This window comes from Ruegeria sp. PrR005 (assembly GCF_010500245.1).
In the GTDB taxonomy this organism is placed as follows: domain Bacteria; phylum Pseudomonadota; class Alphaproteobacteria; order Rhodobacterales; family Rhodobacteraceae; genus Ruegeria_B; species Ruegeria_B marisflavi.
On sequence record NZ_JAAGOX010000018.1, the window covers coordinates 34,925 to 43,090 of the forward strand.

The window sequence follows — 8,166 nt, forward strand, 5'->3', positions numbered from 1 at the left end:
TCAATCCTCGCCGAATGGTGACAGCAGCGGCGACGCCCACGGCAGTGTTTCGACATCCAGCCCCATGGTTCGCGCCGAGGAAACGATGAAACGACGTTCTCCGGCAAGAGAGAAGTCGGACGCGAGCTTGTACGCTGCGGCAAGGCAACCGGTGGCGGCGTCTGTATCTTGATCCCGTTCCAACCAATGTCTGGCGCATTCGACCAAGGTCCGAATTCTGGCACCAAGCCCCATGGACAGCCCGGCCCGCGCGCTTTGGTCCGCTTCCCTAAGCCATGCCAACGGATCGGGGCCAAAACCACGATCGGCCAGTTGATCCAGTTTGGAACGCGCTTCGGACGACAAGGTCAACCTGTGTCTCAAGAACCTCGCGACACACAGATACGTCAGCCCATGTTCGTGGTCCGTTTCGCCGCCTTGCAACATGTCCAAATGTTCGGAAAGGGTGGCAATGGCGGCGACGTCATCGCCCAGGGATGCCTTGGCGGCAGCGAGATGCGGCAAGGTCTCATAGGGAATGGCATCTCCACCCAGGGTGCGCCGCTCTCGCATGGCACGTTCATAGGCTTCGATGGCAAGATCCAGCTTCCCGCACTCATGATGGACACGGCCGATGAAATGGTTTGCAAACCAGACCCCCGGCCGATCCCCAATGGAACTGGAAACCTTGAGCGCACGTTCCAGGACCCCCAGTGCCTCGTCGAACTCGCCAACGGTAAACAGATCAATCCCGAGGTTTCCAATCGGATAGGCCAGTTCCTGTTTGTTACCGAGTTGTTCAAGGATAGGAATCGCGCGCCGGTTGTTTTCGATGGCTTGCCTGTAAGTGCCCAGAAGCCCATGCGCCGAAGCAATGCCAGCCAAGGAAATCGCAATCAGGTTCTGGTCTCCAAGGCGCTCGCCAACCGCCAGGGATTGCCGATAGAATTCCTGCGCGCGGTAGTAATTTCCAGAATACTTGTACGTTCCAGCAAGCATGCTGAGCGACTTGCCGACCATCTCCTGGTCATTTGCGCGGCGCGCGATGGCCCAGGCCAGTTCCAGCCGCTCTCGCGCCCTGGCGACATCCCCCGATTGGCGCAGAACGTCACCCAAAACGATCAGCATGTCGATTTCTTGTCTGGGATCTTCGGCCGCGAGAATGCCGGAAAGGCCGTGTTCCAGTACCTGAACAGCCTCTTCCCAATCTCCTGTCAGCGCCAGCAAGGCCCCCAGGCGCGCACTGATCGAAACTTGCAGATCAAGCTCGATACTGTATTTCAAAAGCCGCCGATAAAGATAGATCGCCCTGGGTGCATCCAGCTTTTGGTGTGCCATATCGCCGGCCGCCCGCAGATAGTGCTGCGCCTCTTCCGGCATTTCACCCTGTTCAAAGTGATAGGCCAGAGCCTCCATCCGGTCGAGGTCATCCTCTGCGGACAAACCCTCCAACGTTTGCGCGGCTTGGCGATGCAGGTTTCTGCGCACCACAACCAGTTGCATGTCATAGATCGCATTCCGCAGCATGGCATGCCGAAACCGATAGTGACCGGGCGCGTGTTCCACCCAGATCTGTTGCGCCTGCCCCTCTTCCAACGCGTCGGCGATCATCCGGTCATCATTGAGCATCTTCCGCAAAAGCCGAGCTCCGAATTCATCGCCCAGAACGGCGGCGACCTGGATCACGGATTTCAGCCGCCCTGGCAAACGGTCTATGCGCGCCATGAGAATACCGCTCAACCCCTGAGGCAGGTGCGCCACAGCGTCCGGCGCCAACTCCACACGCGCGTTCACCCCCGTGCCCCGATGCAAGAACCCGCCCGAGGAACTCAACGTCAAAATCAGTTGTTCGAGGTAGAGTGGATTCCCGGCGCTCTTGTCCCGGAGATACTCGACCAGGCGCTGAGACACAGGGGCACCCAAGGCCCGCTCGGCGATCTGACGCACGCCACTCGGGCTCAAGCTGTCCAGTCGGATCATCGCTTGAAGGTTTTCACGCCCGAACGGCATGTCGGGAACATTGCCGTTGTCGTCAAGGCGGCAACTGGCAAGCAAGGCGACCGGAAAGGCCGACTGGCTTGAAATCAAATTGAGCATTTGTTTGGACGCCGTGTCGAACGTGCCCACGTTTTCCGCAATCAGCATCAACGGATTGCGCCCGGCCAAGGCCCGCAATAACGCAATTATCCCACGGAAAGTGTTTCGACTCCGAAGCTCGGGCCCGACCTGCGCATATGTTGAGTCCGACCAATGTACATTCAGGAGTGCCGCGATAAAGGATCTGGTAAACTCCAGTTCTTCGCGCAGCTCGGTGTCCGGGGTTTGATCACAGAGATTGTCAAACTCGGAGAGAAAAGCAGATCGCCTTTCCGCCTCGTCCTTCAATGCGCTCAATCTGAAACCCTCTTCCAGAGTTCTGAGGAAAGGGCCAAGCGGCCTCTCCAGAACAGTTTCCGGAATCAGGTTGATGACGACCGCTGATGTGCCCTGGCTCGCATACGACTCCTTCAACCGTTGGTGGACGACCGAAAGCAGGGTGCTTTTCCCAGATCCTGCCCCCCCGGTCACAACCGCCGCTCCGCCCCCGCCGGAGTCGAGGATCGCCTGAACAGCCCCAAGAAGTTCACTGATCTGCTCGTCGCGTTCGACGATATCGCCAGAGGTGGTCACCTGGGCATGGATGTCGCGTCTTTCCCCCAGCACATAGACTGGCTGTGGGTCCGAGAACCCCTTCAACTCCAGATTGCCGACGAAATCAAAGTGAAAACGCCCTAGCGCATGATCCCGGGTGGAGTTGTCCAGCAGAAGCTGCCCGGGTTCTGCCGTAGAGGCCAGCCGGGCCGCAAGATTCACGTATCGGCTGGCACAAGTATAGACTTCGTGACGCCGCGACCCGGAAAATCCCGCATGCGACAGGCCATAGGTCAATCCGGCGCTGGCGGATGTTCCCAGATGCCCCAAAACATGAACGGCGAACTCTATGGCGCGCCCGACATCATCCTCTGTCGCAATCGGCGCCCCCCAAAATATCAGCGCGGTGCACCCTTTATCACCATCCGTGATGCCATTGATGAAACCGCCATACAGATCATGAGCCTCGAAGAGGGTGGTAACGAACTCCTCCAGCTCTTCCTTCGGTCGGTCCAGATGCACAAACAGTGTCGCTGTCCAGCGAAACTGCCCGTATCCTTCGGCGATTGCCACCGTATCGGGGTAGAAATCGGTGACAAGTGGATCGCTGGTTTCCGGTACCGGTGACAAAGGAAGCGGTGCCAGAAGGTTTTCGGCATCGTCCACAATTCGGGCTGCCCCGCCGTGAACGCTTTTGGTTTTTGTCGCCGCTGAGAACCTTTCCGCGGTGGCCGAGGCCGCAATCAACTCGCCCGGCCCGGCCAGTTGCCGAACCTTGGCGGCATCGACGATCGGGGCTCCATCGAAGTAATAGATATGTCGCCGGCAAGAGCCGTCCCGCAGAATGCGCCAGTTCATTCGACCGTCGGCGATCCCAATTCGGGCGTTGATGGTGAATGTGCCGAAGCGCGTTTTGTAAATGTGTCGGGACCGGATGGTCTGGCGCATCTCCCACCCGGCGGCGAGGCCGCGGTTGATGGCAGATCCCAGTCCCGCCGTTTCCGGAAAGGCCGCAAGAAAGCCGTCACCAGTGTAATGGGCAACAAATCCGCCATGTTCGTATACGCAGGAGGTCATCGGTTCGAATATGGCGCGGATGATACTGGCCAGGATTTCCGCACCCTGAGGGCCATGAATGCTCAGCGCGTCGGTGACCTGGGTAAAGCCCGACGTGTCTACGTCGATGACAAGCGCCTGAAAATACCCAGCCGATCGCCCGGCTTTGTGTTGGTCGAGAATGAAAGTGGGACAGAGCGGCCGGATCGGGACCGAAATTGGGCTTGATTTCAACGCTTCTTGATCCTGTTTGACGGTATTTCATCCTCCGATCACATCCGATGACGTGAACATCAAGCCCCACGTTCAATGTCCCAGTTCCACTAAGGCAACCTTCAAGACTTGGTTTTGCCGGGCTTCCTTTGACCTTTTTTCGCTGCGGGTTTGGACGCAGGCTCATCCTCGGCGACGCGGCGCCCTTCTGCTGTGCGGCGCCCTTCGGAAGTCGAGGGGGTGGCAGGCTGTTCCCCGGCCGGGGGTTCCTCGGCCACACGACGGCCCTCGGACGAGCTGAGGTCCTCGGACACGCGCCGCGCCGCGCTGTCACTGTCCGCCCCCCCGGGTTCGACAACCCGCCGCCCTTCCGCGACACGGCGGGCCTCAGCATCTGCGGTCCCTTCGTCCCAGTCATCAACTACGCGCCGTCCCTCGGCCACCCGGCGCGCAACGGCGTCCGAGGCTTCGAAATCGGCCTCATCAACGATACGTCTGGCTGCGCCGACCCGGCGCGCCGCAGAACCCGCGATCATTGCGTCTTCGTCTTCGGCGACGCGCCGGCCCTCGGCGACACGCCGTGCCTCGCCCACACGCCGTGCTTCGCCCACACGTCGTGCATCACCGACGCGGCGCGCCTCGGCGACCCGGCGCGCTGCGCTGTCCTCGATGGCGGGGACCCCGGAGAAGGCCACTTCTCCATCGCCTCCAACAATTGGAGGATGACCGGTTTCACCGTCTGCCCATGCCTTCAGGACAGAGTCGATCTTTGGCTTTGGGGGCAGTGGCAACACCAGCCGGTCTAAACGATTGAACGCCGAACCGCTCATCGACCATTGGGTCGCGCCATCCTCCACGACGACTTCGGTACCTGCCGGTACCGCCAGCCCCGCGTCTTTCAGCGCGCTTGCAGGATCAGCAATCAGTTGCGCCTTGAACGCCTTGTCCGTCCAGGCTCGCGCTATGATCTTGGAGATGCGCAGGGACCACAGGTGCCATTCTGCACAATCCAAAGGGTGTAGAATGTCATGATCAAAATCGCCTTGTGTCATCGAAGTTAACTCCCTTGGTAAATCGTGAAACCCAGCCGGATCGCGCCACATCGATCAGCAAACTGAAAATCGGCTCAATACGGCAACTCGTGATGAGGGTAACGTTAACAAATCCCAAACTATTTTGCAGTCTGTTTCTCGGACAATTTTTCGCGAAGCCCGGGCCCAGCGGTTGCCCCAGACTTGGAAGAAACCAGTGGACGCTCGGTTGCCGGGATCGAACCACGCGGCGATCTGTTTGATCGGCACGCCTGTTGCCACTGGTTTCACGACCTGTGGAACGCAACACGGGTGCACACGTGGCAGTCGACAGGACATCCGCCTCGAAATACGCCCGGTGGTTGTTTCCCTGTGCAGCTAGTTGGCCACCAGCACTTCGGCCTTGAACCCGCCGTTGCGCCAGCGTGACAGGGCGGTCGCGAAACTGGGCCCCGGCAATCCGTCCAGGGCACCCGCATAATATCCGGCGGCCTGCAACCTTTCCTGAATGGCCTTAACGGTTTCCGGCGACCATTCATTCGTAGCAGTCGTCAATTGCTGCAAAAGCGTTCCGCGATCCTCGGCGACGCCCCGCAATAGCATATTGGCGGCTTGGTCAAAATCCCGGGAAACTCCACGTCCCTCATCCAGCAAGATCGCCGCCGCACGATAGCCCTCATGCTCGCCATCACGCGCCGCCCGCAGGAAATAGTCCAACGCCAGTTCCGGCGTGTCGATCATGCCGTCCTGGGCCAGAACCCCGAGGTTGAAGACGGCCTTCGCCGATCCAACCTCGGCGGCCCTGCGCAAAAGGGAAATGGCCCGTTCAATGTCTTTCTCGCCTCGGTCGCCCTGGAACAGGGATACCGCCAGATTGATCATCGCATCCGAACTGCCAGCCTCGGCCGCACGCTCGTACAAGGCAAAAGCGGCCTCCGTGTCCTGCGGGATGCCATTCCCGCTTTCAGTCAGTTGCGCGAGGCTTACCATCGCACGCAAGTCCCCGCGTTCGGCAGCACTGCGATACAGCTGAACCGCTCGCCGCAAATCCCCGGATGCGGCGGTCGCCCGCGCCAGCAGCGCGGTGTAATGAGGCAGATCTGGCGACTGAACGGATGCGGCAGAGCAGGCTTGTATCGCGGCCAGGGTGTTCTGGGCCAGACGGTCGAACGGAACACCGGGAACCGATGCGGTCGCATCACGGGGATGTGTCGCCAATCTCTCGCATATCGCCTCGGGCGTGCTGTCTTCGGCATTTGGCAGCAACTCGAGCAGCCGCCGGGCTTCGGGTGCCCGTTCGCCTTGGGGAAAGCGTTCCAGATAAAACTCCAGCAACGGCCGCATTCTGCTTCGTCTGGCCAAGGTCCAGAGACGCTCGGCCTCTGCCTTTTCATCGCGAAAATCCAGAGCACGGGTCCGCGTGCCGGTTTGCAAAAAGGCCAACACGTCCTCGGCATGCGGGCCCTGGGGGTAGCGATCTATGTAGAGCTGCATCAACTCATCGTTCTTCGCCTCGATGGCGACCTGCCACAGCATGGTTTCCTCGGACACAGTCACCGGGTTGCGGTCGAACTGGAACGCGCGCGTAAGCGAGGAATTGTCCCAGGGGATCTGGCGGCCTCCGGTCGCGGCCAGAACATCGCGCCGGACAGCGATCATCAACTCGGACACATCCTGTCCTGGTGTGTAGATATGGTTGAGCAGCGCTTCTGTGAAAAAGCTGTTCCGCCCCGTGCCGTCATAAGCCACGTTGTCGGGTTGGGTCGCATAGGCGAACATGAAATTGGCAGAAGTTCCCACCCTGGCAAGACCGCTGCCTACTTCGGGTAGCTTGGCCCCGGCCATACCGAACGGATTGTCCCGGCAGGCGTCCAGAAAAACGAGTTTGAGACCTTTTGACCGTTCGAGCGCTTCGACGACACGCGCCAGTGGCACGGTCTGGTTTTGCAGATCCTCGGGTGAAGAGATCCGCGCATCGGTCGGCACCAGGTAATTCTGCCCGTTTATCTGAAACCCATGCCCGGCGTAGAAAAACAAGGCGACATCGGCCGTTTCCGCCGCCTCGCTGAATTCTTCTATCGCTTCTCGTGTATCCGCCTGGCTGTAGTCGCTGCCCATGAGGACGTCAAAACCCAGCCCCTCAAGCGCCACGGTCAAATCAAGCGCGTCGTTCCTGGGGTTCTTCAGCGGTTCGATATGGCGGTACGACGAATTGCCCAGAACAAAGGCAACCCTCGTCTCGGCCCAAGAACCGGACGTCATCAAGAACAGCAGACCGGCGAATGCCGCAATCAGGGTTCGCATCACTTCCCCATCACAGATCCGAAACCCGCGAAAGCTGGATACCGACCGTTTCGAGGGAGTCGGCCACAGTTGTGATTGTCGCACGCTGAATCCCCGCCAGTTCGGGGTCATCGACCCGGACCAGAGCGATCGCCTTGCGGATCTCACCTGCCGCATTGTCCAGTGCCGTTCTGGCCTCGGCCAGCGCATCACGGCGGATCGCCTCACGTTCGGCATCAGTCGTTGCCGTGGCAAGGCGCCGTTCCGCCCGTTCGCGGCTCCGATCGATGTCGGACCGCGCATTGCGGATGATGGTTGCCACGTTCTCCATACCCGGTGGCAGATCCGCCGTGATCTCGTCAAGCTCACCGGCAAAACTGTTCAATGCATCCGACAAACAGGCGAGGTAACGGCTGACATCGTTGCTGCCCTGCTGGCAGCTTTCGGCGGCAACCACCAACCGGTCCGAGAGGACCCGGACATCTCCCAATGTCTTCAACGCTGCCTGCTTGGTCAGCCCGGTCGGACTCGTACCACCACCAATTGTCGTCCCTTCGGTGAACAGGACACGAATGTCATCTGTCGGGTTCGGCAGGCCAAAGCCACCCACTGAGGGCGGCCGCGGCACGGTATCGGCTGGCGCGTCCACGGTCATCGAACCGTCAACATAGGTGATATCGTAGTTCTCCAGCCCGGTGCCTGCGGCCGAGGTTACAGCAATCGCAAATGGACTATCCACAGCCAGAGCGCCGGTTGCACTGCCCGGACTGGTCAACTGAGCTGTGTTCACTCTGTCGCCTTCGACGATCAGACCGGACACCGAGAACTCGGTTCCTTGGAACACGAACTCTTCACCCTGGATCTTGGTCTGGTTCAGCGCCGTCACCACCAGCGGCGCGGGCGTCACCGTCAGCGCCCCGTCGACATAGGAGATCGCGTAGTTCTCCAGCCCCGTGCCCAGCGCGTCCGAGGC

Annotated in this window: 4 protein-coding genes; all 4 read right to left on the reverse strand. The window is 60.1% G+C overall.

The genetic code is table 11. From position 1 onward, the window contains the following. Positions 1-3,558: a tetratricopeptide repeat protein gene (locus G0P99_RS12005; protein ID WP_164130076.1), complete on the reverse strand. Its 3,558-nt coding sequence runs from the start codon at positions 3,556-3,558 to the stop codon at positions 1-3. A 443-nt stretch (positions 3,559-4,001) separates the two neighbouring features. Next, positions 4,002-4,931: a hypothetical protein gene (locus tag G0P99_RS12010; protein WP_164130078.1), complete on the reverse strand. Its 930-nt coding sequence runs from the start codon at positions 4,929-4,931 to the stop codon at positions 4,002-4,004. Positions 4,932-5,288: 357 nt separating this feature from the next. Beyond that, complete coding sequence (locus tag G0P99_RS12015) at positions 5,289-7,214, reverse strand: caspase family protein (RefSeq protein WP_164130080.1); 1,926 nt, start codon at positions 7,212-7,214, stop codon at positions 5,289-5,291. A gap of 10 nt (positions 7,215-7,224) precedes the next feature. Beyond that, positions 7,225-8,166: MBG domain-containing protein (locus tag G0P99_RS12020; protein ID WP_304621499.1), on the reverse strand; the 942-nt coding region annotated here is incomplete at its 5' end.